Below are 13,705 nucleotides of genomic sequence, written 5' to 3'. Positions count from 1 at the left end.
GTTTTTGCAGTAAAATATAAAGTGTTGAAATGAGCACTATTTTTTTGTATGTGTACATAAGGGAGGTTAAAATCATGAATCGTAATCCAATCATTCCATTCGTACTTATTATGGCTCTTGGGATTGGTCTTGTTTTCTTCTTATCGATTGAAGGCCTTAATAATGCCGATGAAAAAGCGAAGGAAGAAAAGCATGGCGAAATGGCTGGTGAAGAAGGCGAAAAGGCTTCAAGCGGGGAGTTCGATCCTGAAGCGAAGTACAAGGAGTCTTGTGTATCTTGTCACGGTGGTAACTATGAAGGTGGTGCCGGTCCTGCTCTTAAAGGAACGAAGCTATCGAAAGATGAGATCAAAGATAGAATCAAAAATGGTGGTGGCATCATGCCGGCTGGTCTTGTAGCAGATGAAAATCTTGATGCAATGGCAGACTGGATCAAATCACTTAAATAATGAATGATTGAAAAAGGTTCTTTGTCTTTAGACAAAGGGCTTTTTTTATAGGGGAAAGTTGGTTAGAATGAGTACCATACTATGAATCCAATAAATGAGTAAAGGTGACACATGGAATGAATATTCAACAATTATCAAAACGACTTGAAACAGTGGTCTCATACATACCAAAACAATCTCGAATTGCGGACATCGGGTCAGATCATGCTTATCTTCCCTGTTATGCAGTGAACAAAGGCATTGCTTCTTCAGCCGTCGCTGGTGAAGTGGTGAAAGGTCCTTACCTTTCTGCAAAAAAACAAGTAGAAGAGGCTGAATTGACAAAGGAAGTAGAAGTGAGATTAGGAAACGGGTTGGAAGTCATTACCCCGGGGGAAGTGGATTGCATCACGATTGCCGGAATGGGAGGAACATTGATTGCTTCAATTCTTGAGGAAGGAAAGCACAAACTGACGAATGAACCACGTTTGATCCTCCAGCCCAATGTGAGTGCGAAATCCATTCGGACCTGGTTGATGGATAATGAATGGGATTTGATTGCAGAGGAAATCGTTGAAGAAGATGATAAGCTCTATGAAATTTTAGTTGCGGAAAAAGGCGACCCAAGGAATCATTATTCCAGGGAAGTTGAAAAAGAGCTATTGCTTGGTCCATTTTTAATGAATGAAAAGAGTCCGGTTTTTCTTAAGAAGTGGAATCAGGAACTTCGTCAATGGAAAAATATATTGAATAATATGGAGAAGGCAGAAAAAACCGAAGCTCTAGAAGACCGAAAAAGTGAACTCATCGGGAAGATCAAAGTGGTCGAGGAGGTCATCCATTCATGAAAACAGTAAACGGTCATCAGATCATACAGCTTTTCGAGGAATTCTCCCCAAAATATTTGGCAGAAGAGGGAGATCCCATCGGACTTCAAATCGGAAGACTTAATGAAAAGGTAGATAATGTCATGATCACCCTAGATGTTCTTGAAAACGTCGTGGATGAAGCGATTAAGAATAACGTCAAATTGATTATCGCCCATCATCCCCCTTTGTTTCGTCCTTTGAAAGCACTTCATACGGACTCATATCAAGGCCGTATGATTGAAAAATTAATCAAGCATGATATCGCTGTGTATGCTGCACATACCAATTTGGATGTTGCAGTAGGCGGAGTGAACGATCTGCTATCTGATATGCTGAAGTTACAGGATTCATCTGTACTCGTTCCTACGTATCAAGAGGATATTCGGAAATTGGCAGTGTATGTGCCGAAAGAAAATGCTGAGCAATTGCGAGAGGCGTTAGGGAAAGCGGGAGCCGGACATATCGGGAATTATTCTCATTGCAGCTTCTCAACCGAAGGGCAGGGGAGATTCCTCCCTGAAGAAGGAACAAACCCTCACTTAGGTGTACAGGGTGTGGTTGAGGAAGTGACCGAAGAAAAGATAGAAACCGTTTATCCTGTTTCCCTGGAGAGAAAAGTACTGAAAGCGATGTTCACCCATCATCCGTACGAAGAGGTGGCCTATGATATTTATTCGCTTGAGAATGAATTGCCTGCCCTGGGGCTCGGCAGAATAGGGTATTTACCAGAGGAAATGACACTTCGGGACTTTGCTTTGTTGGTAAAGAAAACATTTGGCATGGATGGAATCAGAATGATTGGGGACGGAAATGCGACTGTCAAGAAAGTGGCCGTACTCGGCGGCGATGGAAATAAGTTCATTGGAAAAGCCAAAAGACAGGGCGCGGATGTGTTCGTTTCCGGAGATATCTACTATCATACAGCACATGACGCCATGATGATGGGCCTGAATGTAGTGGACGCTGGACATCATATTGAGAAGGTGATGAAAGAGGGAGTGGCCGCTCATTTAGCGAAACGATGCTCGGAAAAAGGATATGTTGTAAATATCTTTGCATCAAAAGCAGAAACGAACCCCTTTACGTATATGTAACATGGAAAGACCCCTTACTTTTTTGTAAGGGGTCTTTGATGTTTATTTTGTTCCCATTTTTGCTTTACGTACTTTCGGGAGTATTTTATTCAATGGAACATTGCGCTCTCTTGTCCAAGTGGAATCATCTTCCGGATCAAATGCTTCAAGGAATTTGATGACTTCCTTCACGATAGGGGTAGGAGTGGAGGCACCAGCCGTAACAGCTACGATGTTGGCGTCTTTGATCCAGTCAATCTCGAGCTCGCTAATGTCTGAAATTCGATGAGCCGGTGTACCTGCGATGTCCTTTGATACTTGAGCTAGACGATTGGAGTTATTGCTCTTTGGATCACCTACGACAATAAGAACGTCAGCATCTCCGGCCTGCTCGGCCACAGCTTCCTGTCGTACTTGAGTTGCAAGGCAAATCTCTTTGTGCAGCTCAACGTGAGGGTACATTTCTTTCACTTTGTCCATTGTATCGAGTACATCCCATTGACTCATGGTCGTTTGGTTGGTCACGATGATCTTTTCATTGTCAATGGATAACTTTTCAACATCCTCCGCTGTTTCAACGAGATGAACGATTTCAGGTGCTACACCTACAGCCCCTTCAGGTTCGGGATGTCCTTTCTTACCGATATAGATCACGTCGTACCCTTCAGCCTCTTTGGCCCTGATCAGGTCGTGTGTCTTTGTGACATCGGGACAGGTTGCGTCCAGGGTGACAAGGCCTTTTTGCTTGGCAATTTCCTTTACTTCAGGAGAAACCCCGTGAGCAGTGAAAATAACGGTCCCTTCGTTTACCTGTTCAATGATTTCTTTTCGATTGCTTCCATCAAGGGTGATGATCCCGTCTTCCTCGAATGCATCGGTTACATGCTTGTTGTGGACAATCATTCCTAAAATATAAATGGGACGAGGAAGCGATTTGTCCAGTGCAGCATTTCTTGCAATGACCATTGCATCTACTACACCATAACAATAGCCCCTCGGAGTAATCTTAATAATTTCCATCTATGAATATCCTCCTACTGAGAAAAGGTTTTGATTTCATTATAAAGGAGAATGGGCTATCTGACAAAGAGTACGATATACTGGGAAGATTTTCGGACGAATCAATCAGGTCTTAGTCCTAAAAAAATAATCCCTATCAGGCGATTCATTACCCTTAGGGATTCGACTTATTAAATATAGAGCTTTGGCTTTGAACTCGATTGAGCAGCTGATTGATTTTTAATTTCTTCATCATCGTCTAATTCAACACGTGGCTTTTTTTTCTTTCTCTTCTTAACAGGGGCTTCTGCTTCTGGTATTCCAGTTTCCTCTGTGCTTTGAATTTCGTCTGTGTTTTCTTCAGATGCATCTTCAGCTGGCATATCTTTTAACCCCCGATACAGCTTCCACAAAGACGGAATGTTTTTGACCATGGGTCCGTATTGTTGAAACATTGGGCCAAGCTGTTGAGCCGTCTGAAGCATCTGTTGTGTGTTGGACAAAAAGGAATTTACATTTCCGGGATTCAGGAGGGTCTGTATAATTCCACCTGCTGCCTGTGGAGATCGTTCAAACCCAGTAGAATTAGCAGAAGTATCACCTCTGGTAAACTGTTGCAGGAGTCCGCCGCCTCCATCTGCACCGCGATTCTCACCTTTTTTAAGGAGCTTAGACAACAACCCTTTGCCTTGTCCCCGGCCCTTTCCTCTTTGATTCATTCCCATATTGAAGCCCTGATTTGGATTCTGCCTTCCAAATTGAAACGGAGGGGGTTGTGTCTGTCCCAGTCCTAAATTATTTCTGCCAGGCTGCTGCATTCCAAAGCCGTTGCCCCGCCGCTGCCTCATTCCGAAAGGGTTTCGCATATCCTGACCTTGATTTCTCACTCTTCTAGGCGGCATGATGACAGCCTCCTTTCATTGAATAAATTCGTTGTCATTATAGAGTATGCAATAGGTGAAAAAAGGGTATTGTGACAATATCATCTGAATTAATATCAGGTTGACCTAGAAGTTTTCGTGAAAATTGATTATAATGGTTAGATGTTCTTTAAATATGACGCTTGCTTACGTGAAAATAAAAATCACTTTCAATAAAAAGTGATCCGATACTTTTATATAGATCTGTGGTGATGATGCGAACGACTTAAGGCATCCATCCCGATGACAGCGTAATAAAAGGATAGTAAGATAAAAGGAGATGTACACAATGAAGAAGAATCTATTCCAGCAATTTGGATTTCAGACTTTTATCAATGAAGCTGTAGAAGAGTTGGGCTTTTATGAACCAACGGAAATCCAGAAAAAAATGATCCCTCTGATTTTAAAAGGACAGAGTGCGATCGGACAATCACAAACAGGGACGGGAAAGACACATTCCTACCTGCTACCGATCATTGAAAAGGTAAATGCAGCTTCTGAACAGGTACAGGCTGTTATTACTGCACCTACACGTGAATTGGCACAACAGATTTATCAGGAAATACTTAAGATTACTAAAGACAGTGAGATTGTATCCCGTTGTTATATTGGTGGGACGGATAAGCAGAGAACGATCGAGAAATTAAAACACCAGCCTCATATCGTAGTTGGAACTCCAGGGCGTATCAATGATCTTGTAAAGGATCAGGCATTATTTGTCCATACCGCAGCCTTGCTTGTCATCGATGAAGCGGATCTGATGCTTGATATGGGATTCATTGAAGATGTGGATCAGATCGCGGCCAAGATGCCAGAGAAACTTCAAATGTTAGTTTTCTCTGCCACTATTCCTGAGAAGCTTAAGCCTTTCTTGAAAAAATATATGGAGAACCCTCAATATGCACATGTAGAGCCTGAACAGTTATCAGCAAAGAATATTGAACATGTGATCGTACCGCTGAAAAGCCGCGATAAAATAAATCTGCTCTATAATATTTTAGTGGAGATCAATCCATATTTAGGGATTGTGTTCACAAATACGAAACAAAAGGCGGATGAAGTGGCTGATGCCCTGATCGCTAAAGGATTGAAGGTTGGACGGATTCATGGTGATTTATCTCCCCGTGAGCGTAAAAAAATGATGAAACAAACAAGAAACCTGGATTATCAATATATTGTGGCGACTGATCTTGCCGCGCGGGGTATCGATATCGAAGGGGTAAGTCACATCATTAACTTTGAACTCCCTCAAGATCTTGACTTCTATATTCACCGTTCAGGCCGTACAGCGCGTGCAGGGAACAGTGGTATCGCTTATACCATCTATACACCATCCGATGAAGATGCCCTGAATCGCTTGATGAAGCTGGGAGTTAGCTTCTCTCATCGTGATATCAAAAAAGGTGAATGGTCTGATCTGCCTGCCCTGAATAAACGTAAGAATCGTCAAAAATCAAACGTTGATGAAATTGACGAAAAAGCGAAGTCAATGGTCCGTAAACCAAAAGCCGTAAAACCGGGATATAAAAAGAAAATGAAATACAAAATGGATCAAATCAAGAAGCGGGAAAGAAGAATAAAAAATAGAAACAAGTAAGTGTTTGTACTTACATTCGATACAATAAGGGAGTTAGGAGCTGAAAAGTATGATTAAAATTGGATCCCATGTTTCCATGAGTGGAAAGAACATGTTACTGTCTTCAAGTGAAGAAGCCGTTTCTTATGGAGCGAATACCTTCATGATTTACACAGGTGCTCCACAAAACACGAGAAGAAAAAAGATTGAAGACTTAAATATTGAAGCGGGTCTTGCCCACATGAAAGAAAATGGAATTGAGGACATCGTTGTCCATGCTCCATATATCATTAACATCGGCAATACGACCAACCCTGCTACTTTCGAGTTGGGTGTCAATTTCCTCCGTTCTGAAATTGAACGCACGGAAGCTCTTGGAGCAGGGCAAATCGTCCTTCATCCCGGTGCCCATGTAGGAGCAGGTGCAGATAAAGGTATCGAGAAAATCATCGAAGGTCTGAATGAAGTATTGACTAAAGATCATAAAGTTCAAATTGCTTTGGAAACCATGGCTGGGAAAGGTTCCGAATGTGGAAGATCCTTTGAAGAACTGGCTCAAATCATCAACGGTGTAGAACTGAACGACCGCCTATCCGTCTGCTTTGATACATGTCATACACATGATGCGGGGTATAATATCGTTGAAGATTTCGATGGTGTTCTGGAGGAATTCGATAAAATCGTAGGCGTTGACCGCTTAAAAGTCCTTCATATCAATGATAGTAAGAATGAACGTGGAGCGGCTAAAGACCGACATGAAAACTTAGGGTTTGGTCATATTGGATTTAAGGCACTGAATTATATCGTGCATCATCCACAGTTAAAGGAAGTTCCTAAAATATTGGAGACTCCGTATGTAGGGGAAGATAAGAAAAATAAAAAACCTCCTTACAAGTTTGAGATCGACATGCTGCGTAATCAAACCTTTGATGAAGAGGTATTAACAAAAATATTGAATCAGTAAAATTTGGAGGAGGACATGGCTCAAGATTTGAGAATCCTCCTCTTTCTTTACTATCTGATGAGTTGCAAAAAGAGTTGGTTGATTTCCTTGGCCTTCGCAGGACCAATGACCCTGGCCAGATTCTTAACTAACCGGCTTCTTTTGCTATCATCAAAGATATTGATGTTTTTTCCTTTCACGCTTGCAACGATTGCATTCGCCTGTTCTGGCGTCAGTGAAATGTTATATTGTTTGGCATACTTGAATAATTCATCATTTGTAATATGGTTGATTTTGTGATTGATCACATTTTGTAATAGCTTCATGTTTATCACTCCTCAACTGATACATATGTCGCTCACACCAAGAAAGTGACACTTTTATTTGAAAAATAAGTGATGAAAGGATAGGAATTGACGATGACTCAAAGAGTACATAAGAAGGAAAGTCCCCTTCATTTTATTTACCGTCTGTTTTTCATTACACTCGGAGCTGGACTCGCAGCTGTATCAATTGAGCTGTTTCTCGTGCCGAATAATATCATTGATGGGGGAATCATCGGTATCTCGTTGATCTTAAATTATTTAGTTTCCGATTCCATCCCTTTCCTTAATTTTTCCACCCTGTTGGTTCTGTTGAATCTTCCCTTTATGTATTCAGGATATAAACAAATCGGAAAAACCTTTGTTGTATCTTCACTGTTTGCCATCGTCGCTCTGGCAATCATAGAAAGTCTCCTTCATCATATGGACCCATTCGTAACAGAAGAAATCCTTGCAACCGTCTTTGGAGGATTGATTCTTGGAGTGGGCGTTGGGCTTGTCATCCGTCATGGAGGATCATTGGACGGAACGGAAATCCTGGGAATTCTGTTAACGAAGAAATTGCCATTTTCCGTCGGAGAGTTTGTGATGTTCATGAATATTTTCATCTTCGGATGGGCGGCGTTTGTCTTCGGGATCGAAGAGGCTATGTATTCGGTCATGACCTATTATATCGCTTTCAAGACGATCGATACGGTCATTCAGGGTATGGACGAAACGAAAGCGGTCATCATCGTTTCCGATCATTATCTGGAAGTATCGGATGCCATTTTACAAAGGCTTGGACGGGGTACAACCATGTTAAAGGGACGTGGTGGTTATACGGATAATGATAAAGAGGTCATATATGTCGTGGTCACAAGACTTGAAGTCACAAAATTGAAATCCATCGTTGCCGATGTGGACTCAAATGCATTCATCACCATCATGAGCACCCAGGAAACAAAAGGGGCACGATTCAAGTCGGCCATCCATTGATCCGTTCAAAAGCGATTTGAAAGACGCTAAAGGACTACCCAAGTAGGGTAGTCCTTTTCTGTAATAAACAGAATCATTTACAATCAACTACACATCATGTATACTACCCTATGTACTTTTAAATCGTAATGATTCTTATAAAGAGAGTGGATGTTAATGGATACCTCAAATCCAGTGATTAAAATAGAAGATGTGAATTTCGGTTACGAGCGAGAGAGAGTGCTCGAAGATATAAACCTCAGCATACCAAAGGGTGCTTTTCTTGGGATCGTGGGTCCAAACGGTTCAGGAAAATCAACATTATTAAAGCTTGTTCTTGGTCTATTGCGTGTAAAACAGGGGAAGATTGAGTTGTTTGGTACACCTCAGCCTAAATTCAAAGAATGGGATCGGATTGGCTTCGTATCTCAGAAGGCCAACAGCTTCAACACGGGATTTCCGGCAACTGTCTATGAAGTGGTAGCGAGTGGTCTAGCCAAGAAGGCTGGATTGTTCAAGCGTGTGTCTTCTGCATACAAGCAGGACGTGTATCAAGCGATTGAATCTGTCGGCATGACCCGGTTCGCCAAACGGAATATCGGAGAACTATCAGGAGGTCAGCAGCAAAGGGTATTCATTGCAAGAGCACTGGTGAGTCATCCTGACGTATTGATCCTGGATGAACCTACGGTAGGGGTCGACGCCCGGAATGTCCAGAACTTCTACGATATGTTAGAAAGGTTGAATAAGGATCTGGGTATTACACTTGTGCTTGTCACCCATGATATCGGATCCATTTCAAACAAAGTGACTCATGTTGCATGTTTGAATAAACATTTACATTTCCATGGCAAAACAGAAGAGTTTGAGAAGCTCAAGGAAAATCAGCTTTCCTCTTTTTACGGTCATGATGTACATTTCTTGAATCATGAGCATGAACATCATTCATGATCGATCGGAGGGATTAATATGCTTCAAGCAATATTTGAATATGAATTTTTACAAAATGCTTTTCTTACAGGAATCCTGATAGGGATTATCGCTCCATTATTGGGGGCATTCATCGTCGTAAGAAGATTATCTCTCATTGCCGATGCACTGAGTCACGTTACCCTTTCCGGTATTGCAGCGAGTCTGTACCTGAGTAAAATGGTTCCTGGATTTGCAGGGTTGAACCCTCTATACTTTGGAATGGCGTTCTCTGTGATGGGGTCTTTATTCATTGAACGATTACGAATGGTATATAAGCATTATCAGGAGCTGGCCATTCCAATCATTTTATCTGGGGGAATCGGGATAGGTGTCATTTTCATTTCACTGGCAGACGGTTTCAACACAGATTTATTCAGTTATTTATTCGGGAGTGTCAGTGCAGTCAGCAGGGGAGACTTGTATCTGATTGGTGGTATCAGTGTCCTTGTCATTGCCGTGATTGTCTTATTGTATAAAGAATTGTTTCTTCTATCTTTTGATGAGGATCATGCAAAGGCGTCCGGGATACCGGCTAAGGCTATCCATTTTATCTTTATGATTATGGTTGCGCTAGTGATTGCTGCATCCATGCGCATCGTGGGAATCCTTTTAGTATCATCATTAATGACTTTGCCTGTAGCTGCAAGTATCAGGATTGCAAATGGCTTTAAACAGACAATTGGATATTCCCTATTATTCGGAGAGATTTCTGTCATCGTCGGATTAGTCAGCGCTTTTTATCTGAATCTTGCCCCTGGTGGAACGATTGTCATGACAGCCATATTGATTCTCCTCATGACAATTATGATAAAGAAGATCAACTCGTCCAGTCATACTTCTAAAGGTGAGGTGTAGAAATTGAACGTAACCGAAGCAATGGATTTATTAAAAACGAAAGGTTATAAACATACAGGTAAACGGGAACAACTACTTGAATTGTTTTCTAGTTCAAATAAGTACTTAACGGCAAGGGACGTATTGGAGTACATGAAAGCAGATTATCCCGGACTCAGTTTTGATACCATCTATCGTAATTTGAGCCTGTTCGTTGAACTTGGAATACTGGAAGAGACAGAACTATCCAGTGAAAGACATTTTAGATTCACTTGTGAAAGTCACCATCATCACCATCACTTTATCTGTATGGATTGTGGGAAAACGAAAGAAATTCACACATGTCCGATGGAAGCATTAAAAGAAAACTTATCTGAAACAGGGTATGATATTTCAGGTCATAAATTTGAGATATATGGAAAGTGCCCGCAGTGTCAATAGAGATCCTTTTAGGGTCTCTTTTTTTTTGCTTATAGTCGAAGTGTTTAACGACTCAAAAAGAAGGGGAAAAATAGTAGTATTGAAAGAAGAGGAGATGTAGCCATGGAATCTGTACCATTTAGTCACTGTCCTACGAATAAGAAAAATTGCGTCAGCACCATTGACCTTACATCCTATCATCGTATCGCACCTCTTCCCATCAACGGAGGGGTTGAGGATACGAAAGAACAAATTCATAAGGCACTGAATCAATTCGATCATGTGGAAATCGAAGAAGAACAGTCGCATTACGTGCATGCGGTATTTACTTCCAAATGGTTGAAGTTTAAGGATGACTTGGAAATTTACATTGATGAAAGCGCCAATCTTTTGCATATGAAGTCAGGCTCACGCCTTGGATATTATGATTTCAAGGTAAATAGGAATCGAGTGGAGCAGTTTAAATCATTTTTTAACCAGCAATAGAAAAAGCCTCTGGGTAAAGAGGCTTTTTTCTAAGATTGATTTCGAAGCCAGTCCTGAACCCAGGAGTCCGCTTCATGCCAATCATTTACCCTGATGACTCCATCGGGAATCGCTTTTTGATTGTAGGGTGTATTGAACAATACAACAGGGATGGAGAGTTCTTCTGATATGGCTACTGCATTATCATGTTTATCTTCAAAGAAGATATCGACATCATGTTTTTTAGCAGTGGAAATTTTATCATGTGATCCGATTAATTCTATATGGTGATACATGAGGTCCTGTTTATCGAACCATTCTTTCGTTATTTGAATAAGGTCCGTTCTTCTAGCGCTGATAAAATACAGCTCATGTTTTTCTTTCCATTGGTCTAGGATCTTCTTGGCACCGTGAGCAAGGGGAGATTCTTGGTATATGACAGGCTCCGCTTGTTTGAACCATTTTCCAAAAGTTTGGGGTGAAATGTCCAAAACCTCTGTCAGTTCGTACTGGGTGATGTCTTGTAAAGTTAAATTTAATTGAAAATGATCATTTATGTGAGGCAGTAAAGATTCTGGTGACGTTACTGTCCCATCAATATCGATTCCAAAACGTTTCATTCTTTATCATGCTCCTCTGTCTAAAAACTCCTTCAATTTTAACACAATCCCCACGTTGAAATAACCTTCAAAAAATAAATTCCCATATGAATGAAAAAAGGGAAGGGTCCGCTAACAAAAATGACAAAGATTAGCATAGTAAAATGGGCGAACTGACACACAATAAGAAGGCTCCCAAACACAGAAAGTGAGGGATTGCTGTATGAGTGATGAACGACGCGAATTAAATAGCGTTGATCGAAATCTTCAAGATATCGACGTGTATTACGACAATCCGGAAACAGATGTGGATAGAGATGATTATCGTGAAGAAACAGCAGCAGAAATTGCTGCTCCAATGAATGTCAGCCGCGACTTTGAACATGATGCCGTAGAAGATACGACAACGTCAGGTCGTGTGTTAGGGTACTCTGCCCTTGCACTATCCATTCTTTCCTTGTTTATTCTTCCGGTCATAATGGGAGCAGCTGGAATCGTACTTGGATTTGTGGCAAGGCGCAGGGGAGCAGAAATGCTTGGTGCCTGGGCAATCGGAATTGGGGCCGTATCAATAATCGTAGGATTATTTGTACTGCCGTTCTTTTAAAATCAATCGTTTTTCTTGAAATTGGGAGCGTTTCAAGAATTAAAAAGAAGAGGACTGACATAAGTCAGTCCTCTTTTCATTAATCCGATTAAACTTCTAGTTCCTTTTCGTCCTTTTCAGCTTCCTGTTTCGCGAAATATTCCTCCGCGATCTTGTCAATTTCTTTCTTTAATTCCTCTACCATCGTCTCTTCAGGAACTTTACGGACTGTTTTTCCTTTGCGGAATAGAAGTCCTTCTCCGCGTGCTCCAGCTATACCGATATCTGCCTCTCTGGCTTCACCTGGTCCATTCACTGCACATCCAAGAACAGCTACCTTGATAGGTGCCTTAATGGTTGAAATGTATTCTTCCACTTCATTGGCGATTGAAATCAGGTCGATTTCGATCCGGCCGCATGTTGGGCAGGAAATCAATGTAGCGGCATTTGACGCTAATCCAAATGATTTTAATAGTTCCCTTGCGACTTTTACTTCTTCTACAGGATCCGCACTCAAGGAGATACGAAGGGTATTGCCGATTCCAAGGCTAAGGATAGCGCCTAGACCTGCCGCACTCTTTACGGTTCCAGCAAATAATGTGCCTGACTCTGTGATACCAAGGTGAAGAGGATAGTCAAATGCTTGAGCCGCTTTTGTATAGGCTTCAATAGCTAAATTAACATCAGATGCTTTCATGGATACAATGATGTCATGAAAATCAAGGTCCTCGAGGATTTTAATGTGATGAAGGGCGCTTTCGACCATACCATCAGCAGTTGGGTATCCGTATTTCTCAAGGATTTTCCGTTCCAGGCTTCCTGCGTTTACCCCGATCCGGATCGGGATACCTTTCTCTTTCGCTGCTTTGACGACGGCTTCAACCTTTTCGCGGCGACCGATATTACCTGGATTGATACGGATTTTATCAGCACCGCCTTCAATGGCTTTCAAAGCTAATTTATAATCAAAATGTATATCGACAACAAGTGGGATATTGATTTGTTTCTTAATATCAGCAATGGCATTTGCAGCACGTTCATCAGGGCATGCAACCCGTACGACCTGACATCCAGCTTCTTCAAGCCGATGGATCTCTTTAACCGTTGCTTCAACGTCATGCGTTTTTGTTGTAGTCATACTTTGGATGACAAGTTCGTTATTTCCGCCAATAGTTAAATCTCCGACTTTGACCGGACGTGTTTTTGAACGATGTATAATTTCACTCAAGTGTAATTCGCTCCTTTAGAAAGGTTCTCAAAGTTTCATTATAAGTAATACGAAGCTATTGTAACAGTGTTTTGTGTGAAATGACAAGAAATAGGTGTTTTTTTGGAGCAAGGGTTCATTGATAATTCGGTATTTTATAGGTTTTTCCTATTTGTATTTTTGCAGGGGACACCTCATTTAATTCCTCAAAGTCGCTAATCACTTGATCAATGGAAACGGGTATGGATCCATCAAGAAGGTCTTCCACTAGGCTCAATACTGTGTCACCTGGCTTGATTTCCATTTCCACATAAGGGAGGGAGGAAGAAGTTTCTTCTCTTTCAGCAGGGACTGAAGGCTGCTGTGGATTGGCATTTACTTGGGGCTGTGTGGTTGCGACGGTCGCTTCTTTATACAGGAGCCTTAACGTTCCCTCATTTAAATCATAATACACACTGTATAGAAGAATGATAATACCAAAGAATATAGCCATTCTTTTCATCTATATTTCCTCCCGATTAGTTTGATGTCTGA

General features: G+C 41.4%; 17 protein-coding genes. 11 read left to right on the top strand and 6 right to left on the bottom strand.

The window, feature by feature from the left end:
• Positions 1 to 74 precede the first annotated feature (74 nt).
• From cccA to ACIGG7_RS06410, 3 genes are all read left to right on the top strand, one after another.
• Positions 75 to 449, top strand: a complete 375-nt coding sequence (cccA, locus tag ACIGG7_RS06420) for a cytochrome c550 (RefSeq protein ID WP_397549200.1) — start codon at positions 75 to 77, stop codon at positions 447 to 449.
• A 116-nt stretch (positions 450 to 565) separates the two neighbouring features.
• Positions 566 to 1,276 carry a tRNA (adenine(22)-N(1))-methyltransferase gene (locus tag ACIGG7_RS06415; RefSeq protein ID WP_397549199.1) on the top strand — a complete coding sequence of 237 codons (711 nt, stop codon included), beginning with the start codon at positions 566 to 568 and terminating at the stop codon, positions 1,274 to 1,276.
• Positions 1,273 to 2,391, top strand: coding sequence for a Nif3-like dinuclear metal center hexameric protein (locus ACIGG7_RS06410; protein WP_397549198.1), 1,119 nt, complete (start codon positions 1,273 to 1,275; stop codon positions 2,389 to 2,391). Before ACIGG7_RS06415 ends, ACIGG7_RS06410 begins: the two co-directional genes overlap by 4 nt.
• 42 nt (positions 2,392 to 2,433) lie before the next feature.
• Here ACIGG7_RS06410 and ACIGG7_RS06405 read toward each other — a convergent pair whose 3' ends face one another.
• On the bottom strand, positions 2,434 to 3,390 hold the full coding sequence (locus tag ACIGG7_RS06405; protein ID WP_224940108.1) for a 4-hydroxy-3-methylbut-2-enyl diphosphate reductase: 957 nt from the start codon (positions 3,388 to 3,390) through the stop codon (positions 2,434 to 2,436).
• A 170-nt stretch (positions 3,391 to 3,560) separates the two neighbouring features.
• A complete protein-coding gene (gene vrrA, locus ACIGG7_RS06400) occupies positions 3,561 to 4,271 on the bottom strand; it encodes a VrrA/YqfQ family protein (RefSeq protein WP_397549197.1) in 711 nt (236 codons plus the stop codon).
• A 307-nt stretch (positions 4,272 to 4,578) separates the two neighbouring features.
• Here vrrA and ACIGG7_RS06395 point away from each other — a divergent pair, with 307 nt between their 5' ends.
• Together ACIGG7_RS06395 and ACIGG7_RS06390 are read left to right on the top strand one after the other, a co-directional pair.
• The gene (locus tag ACIGG7_RS06395; RefSeq protein ID WP_224940110.1) at positions 4,579 to 5,886 is read left to right on the top strand and encodes a DEAD/DEAH box helicase; all 1,308 of its coding nucleotides are present in this window, start codon (positions 4,579 to 4,581) and stop codon (positions 5,884 to 5,886) included.
• A 49-nt stretch (positions 5,887 to 5,935) separates the two neighbouring features.
• Positions 5,936 to 6,829: a deoxyribonuclease IV gene (locus tag ACIGG7_RS06390; protein WP_224940111.1), complete on the top strand. Its 894-nt coding sequence runs from the start codon at positions 5,936 to 5,938 to the stop codon at positions 6,827 to 6,829.
• A 50-nt stretch (positions 6,830 to 6,879) separates the two neighbouring features.
• Here ACIGG7_RS06390 and ACIGG7_RS06385 read toward each other — a convergent pair whose 3' ends face one another.
• Positions 6,880 to 7,134 (bottom strand): DUF2624 domain-containing protein, encoded by a 255-nt coding sequence (locus ACIGG7_RS06385; protein ID WP_224940112.1) that lies wholly within the window; start codon positions 7,132 to 7,134, stop codon positions 6,880 to 6,882.
• A 93-nt stretch (positions 7,135 to 7,227) separates the two neighbouring features.
• Here ACIGG7_RS06385 and ACIGG7_RS06380 point away from each other — a divergent pair, with 93 nt between their 5' ends.
• The 5 genes from ACIGG7_RS06380 (at position 7,228) to ACIGG7_RS06360 (ending at position 10,800) form a co-directional block, all read left to right on the top strand.
• Positions 7,228 to 8,109: a YitT family protein gene (locus ACIGG7_RS06380; protein WP_224940113.1), complete on the top strand. Its 882-nt coding sequence runs from the start codon at positions 7,228 to 7,230 to the stop codon at positions 8,107 to 8,109.
• A gap of 156 nt (positions 8,110 to 8,265) precedes the next feature.
• A complete protein-coding gene (locus ACIGG7_RS06375) occupies positions 8,266 to 9,039 on the top strand; it encodes a metal ABC transporter ATP-binding protein (protein WP_224940114.1) in 774 nt (257 codons plus the stop codon).
• Between the two features lie 18 nt (positions 9,040 to 9,057).
• Entirely contained in the window at positions 9,058 to 9,915 is an 858-nt protein-coding gene (locus ACIGG7_RS06370) for a metal ABC transporter permease (protein WP_224940115.1), read from the top strand.
• Positions 9,916 to 9,918: 3 nt separating this feature from the next.
• Positions 9,919 to 10,335 carry a Fur family transcriptional regulator gene (locus ACIGG7_RS06365; RefSeq protein WP_224940116.1) on the top strand — a complete coding sequence of 139 codons (417 nt, stop codon included), beginning with the start codon at positions 9,919 to 9,921 and terminating at the stop codon, positions 10,333 to 10,335.
• A gap of 102 nt (positions 10,336 to 10,437) precedes the next feature.
• A complete protein-coding gene (locus ACIGG7_RS06360; protein WP_224940117.1) occupies positions 10,438 to 10,800 on the top strand; it encodes a DUF1499 domain-containing protein in 363 nt (120 codons plus the stop codon).
• A gap of 29 nt (positions 10,801 to 10,829) precedes the next feature.
• Here the strand turns inward: ACIGG7_RS06360 and ACIGG7_RS06355 are convergent, their stop codons facing one another.
• The gene (locus ACIGG7_RS06355) at positions 10,830 to 11,399 is read right to left on the bottom strand and encodes a hypothetical protein (protein ID WP_224940118.1); all 570 of its coding nucleotides are present in this window, start codon (positions 11,397 to 11,399) and stop codon (positions 10,830 to 10,832) included.
• 202 nt (positions 11,400 to 11,601) lie between these two features.
• On the opposite strand from ACIGG7_RS06355, the gene ACIGG7_RS06350 reads away from it, so the two are divergent.
• Positions 11,602 to 11,985, top strand: a complete 384-nt coding sequence (locus ACIGG7_RS06350) for a DUF4190 domain-containing protein (protein ID WP_206849957.1) — start codon at positions 11,602 to 11,604, stop codon at positions 11,983 to 11,985.
• An 88-nt stretch (positions 11,986 to 12,073) separates the two neighbouring features.
• Here the strand turns inward: ACIGG7_RS06350 and ispG are convergent, their stop codons facing one another.
• Both ispG and ACIGG7_RS06340 read right to left on the bottom strand, forming a co-directional pair.
• Complete coding sequence (ispG, locus tag ACIGG7_RS06345) at positions 12,074 to 13,183, bottom strand: flavodoxin-dependent (E)-4-hydroxy-3-methylbut-2-enyl-diphosphate synthase (protein WP_397549661.1); 1,110 nt, start codon at positions 13,181 to 13,183, stop codon at positions 12,074 to 12,076.
• 124 nt (positions 13,184 to 13,307) lie between these two features.
• Positions 13,308 to 13,673 carry a hypothetical protein gene (locus ACIGG7_RS06340; protein WP_224940119.1) on the bottom strand — a complete coding sequence of 122 codons (366 nt, stop codon included), beginning with the start codon at positions 13,671 to 13,673 and terminating at the stop codon, positions 13,308 to 13,310.
• Positions 13,674 to 13,705: the final 32 nt, after the last annotated feature.

The organism is Rossellomorea sp. NPDC077527, from assembly GCF_044542955.1.
In the GTDB taxonomy this organism is placed as follows: domain Bacteria; phylum Bacillota; class Bacilli; order Bacillales; family Bacillaceae_B; genus Rossellomorea; species Rossellomorea aquimaris_E.
This window is presented reverse-complemented; position numbering and strand designations above follow the sequence as displayed.

Bases quoted from the DNA above. Each gene is read 5' to 3' on its own strand.
- vrrA (WP_397549197.1), bottom strand. From the start codon at position 4,271: ATGCCGCCTAGAAGAGTGAGAAATCAAGGTCAGGATATGCGAAACCCT.
- ACIGG7_RS06385 (WP_224940112.1), bottom strand. From the start codon at position 7,134: ATGAAGCTATTACAAAATGTGATCAATCACAAAATCAACCATATTACA.
- ACIGG7_RS06405 (WP_224940108.1), bottom strand. From the start codon at position 3,390: ATGGAAATTATTAAGATTACTCCGAGGGGCTATTGTTATGGTGTAGTA.
- ACIGG7_RS06370 (WP_224940115.1), top strand. From the start codon at position 9,058: ATGCTTCAAGCAATATTTGAATATGAATTTTTACAAAATGCTTTTCTT.
- ACIGG7_RS06395 (WP_224940110.1), top strand. From the start codon at position 4,579: ATGAAGAAGAATCTATTCCAGCAATTTGGATTTCAGACTTTTATCAAT.
- ACIGG7_RS06350 (WP_206849957.1), top strand. From the start codon at position 11,602: ATGAGTGATGAACGACGCGAATTAAATAGCGTTGATCGAAATCTTCAA.
- ACIGG7_RS06415 (WP_397549199.1), top strand. From the start codon at position 566: ATGAATATTCAACAATTATCAAAACGACTTGAAACAGTGGTCTCATAC.
- ACIGG7_RS06355 (WP_224940118.1), bottom strand. From the start codon at position 11,399: ATGAAACGTTTTGGAATCGATATTGATGGGACAGTAACGTCACCAGAA.
- cccA (WP_397549200.1), top strand. From the start codon at position 75: ATGAATCGTAATCCAATCATTCCATTCGTACTTATTATGGCTCTTGGG.
- ACIGG7_RS06390 (WP_224940111.1), top strand. From the start codon at position 5,936: ATGATTAAAATTGGATCCCATGTTTCCATGAGTGGAAAGAACATGTTA.
- ACIGG7_RS06380 (WP_224940113.1), top strand. From the start codon at position 7,228: ATGACTCAAAGAGTACATAAGAAGGAAAGTCCCCTTCATTTTATTTAC.
- ACIGG7_RS06410 (WP_397549198.1), top strand. From the start codon at position 1,273: ATGAAAACAGTAAACGGTCATCAGATCATACAGCTTTTCGAGGAATTC.
- ACIGG7_RS06375 (WP_224940114.1), top strand. From the start codon at position 8,266: ATGGATACCTCAAATCCAGTGATTAAAATAGAAGATGTGAATTTCGGT.
- ACIGG7_RS06340 (WP_224940119.1), bottom strand. From the start codon at position 13,673: ATGAAAAGAATGGCTATATTCTTTGGTATTATCATTCTTCTATACAGT.
- ACIGG7_RS06360 (WP_224940117.1), top strand. From the start codon at position 10,438: ATGGAATCTGTACCATTTAGTCACTGTCCTACGAATAAGAAAAATTGC.